Source organism: Kocuria sp. NPDC057446 (genome assembly GCF_042802875.1).
Classification (GTDB): domain Bacteria; phylum Actinomycetota; class Actinomycetes; order Actinomycetales; family Micrococcaceae; genus Kocuria.
Genome location: NZ_JBHVDI010000273.1, coordinates 1 through 2002 on the forward strand (window position 1 = coordinate 1; position 2002 = coordinate 2002).

Annotated in this window: 2 protein-coding genes; both read right to left on the bottom strand. The window is 72.5% G+C overall.

Annotated features, from left to right (window positions below; genetic code table 11):
• Window positions 1–55: 55 nt before the first annotated feature.
• The gene (locus ACFU0Y_RS18005; protein ID WP_380216316.1) at window positions 56–739 is read right to left on the bottom strand and encodes an SDR family NAD(P)-dependent oxidoreductase; all 684 of its coding nucleotides are present in this window, start codon (window positions 737–739) and stop codon (window positions 56–58) included.
• Complete coding sequence (locus ACFU0Y_RS18010) at window positions 736–1935, bottom strand: exo-alpha-sialidase (protein ID WP_380216318.1); 1200 nt, start codon at window positions 1933–1935, stop codon at window positions 736–738. The genes ACFU0Y_RS18005 and ACFU0Y_RS18010 overlap by 4 nt, the downstream gene beginning before the upstream one ends.
• Window positions 1936–2002 lie beyond the last annotated feature (67 nt).

Genomic DNA, 2002 nt, shown 5'->3' on the forward strand with positions numbered 1-2002 from the left:
GCCCGGGATCCCGGGCAGGCCCTCCGTCGTCGTCTCCGGTGAAATGTCCGCGGGACTACAGGGAGGCCCCGCCGCACACGGTGAGCACCTGACCGGTGATGGATCGACCGTGCGGGCCCAGCAGGAATGCGGTCAGCGCTGCCACGTCCCGCGGATCCACCAGCTCGCCCAGCGGCGGGACGGCCGGGGGCACTGCCGCGCGCCCGGGGTCGTGGAGCATGGGCGTGTCGGTGGGGCCGGGGGCGACGACGTTGACGGTGATCCGCCGGGTCGTCAGCTCCATCGCCCAGCTGCGGGCCATGCCGACCAGCGCCGCCTTGGTGGCCGCGTACTGGCTCTTGCCCGCGGCCCCGGTGGCGGTGCGACTGCCGATCAGCACGATCCGGCCGCCCTCGGTGATCCGCCCGCAGAGCGCATCGACCAGGGTGGAGGCCGCCTCGACGTGGACGGCCAGCATCTCGCGCAGGGCGCCGTCCTCGAGCCGTCCCAGCGGCTGGGCGCGCTGGAACCCCGCGGCGTGCACCACGGCCTGCAGCGGGCCGACGTCGGCCACCACCGTGCGCAGCTGCGCGGTGTCTGCCAGATCGGCCGGGATCCAGGTGAAGCGCCCCGGCAGGTCGGGGCGCCGGCGGCTGAGCCCGGTCACCTGCCAGCCCTCGCCCAGGAGTTCCTGGGCGAGGGCGCGGCCGATCCCGGAGCTGCAACCGGTGACCAGGGCGTGCGGGGCGGATCCCGTCACGAGTCGGCGCGGGGGAGGTCGAGACGGACGTACTTGATGGCCTGCCGGAAATAGGTGTAAGCGATGTGCAGCGCCCCGTCCGCGCCCTGGTGGATGCTGGGGTAGGAGAACTCCCGGTTCAGTCCCTCCCTGGAGTTGTTGGACAGGCAGTACCCGTCGCCCTCGTCCAGATCCCGCAGCACCTGCCAGCTGCGCCCGTCGTCGTCCGAGAGCGCCAGCGTCATGGGCGCCCGAGGGGTGCCCCAGAACGCGGTGCGCTCACCGTCGGCGGGGATCGGTTCGACGGCTTCGGCCTGTTCGGGGGCCAGTCCGTCGTCGTCGATCTCGTCGTAGAGGGACAGGCGGCGCTCGGTGGAGGCCTCGGCCCGCCGGTGGTTGTAGATCAGCGCCAGCCGTCCGTCGGACAGGCGGACGTACTGGATGGAGGAGTTGTTGTTGGGCAGCTCCGTGGGGGCGGGCTCCTCCCAGGTCTCGCCGCCGTCGGAGGACCGGGACGCGTAGATCGCGTCCGCCCAGCGGCTGCGGAACAGCGCGAGCAGCGTGCCGTCGCCGAGCTCCTGGACGTTCATGTGCACGCACCCGGTGCTGCCCGGAAGCAGCACCTGGCGCCACGTGGCCCCGGCGTCGTCGGAGATCATCACGGCGCTGTCGTCGAGGTCGCCCACCCACTTGCGCCCGGGCACCGACAGGCAGCGGAAGACCGGGATGATCCACCGGCCGGCGGAGAGCACCACCGGGGGCTGGCGCACGAAGACCCCGCCGGCCTCACTCGGCGGGAACAGGATCTCCACCGGGCCCCAGCTCTCACCGCTGTCGGAGGAGATCCGGCGCCGGACCTCGGCGGTGTCCTGGTTGCCGGCGTGCTGGGCGGTGTAGAGCAGCCACAGCTCGCCCTCAGGGGTGGGGAACAGGATCGGGTTCTGCTCGGACCGGGTGGGGTCGTCGGAGAGCTGCCGCGGGGCGGACCACTCCTCGGCCCCCGGGGCGAGGGTGGAGAACCAGACGCTGATGTCCGGCACACCCTCCTGGGTGCCGCCGAACCACACGCAGCCCAGCCGGCCGTCGGGCAGGGTCATCAGGTTGGCCGCGTGGCTCTGCACGGTGGGAGCGGGAAGGTAAGCGTAGGTGAGGTCTCCCTCGGTGCGCAGTCGCCCGTCGGTGGTGATGGTGTCGTAGGTGCCGGTCGTGGTGCTCATGGCAGGAACTGTCCTTTCCTGGTCGGTGCTGATGGGGCGAGCCCGCCGGTCCTCCCCGGGGTGGGAG

Coding starts and splice junctions, on each gene's coding strand:
- ACFU0Y_RS18010 (WP_380216318.1), bottom strand. CDS start 1,935: ATGAGCACCACGACCGGCACCTACGACACCATCACCACCGACGGGCGA.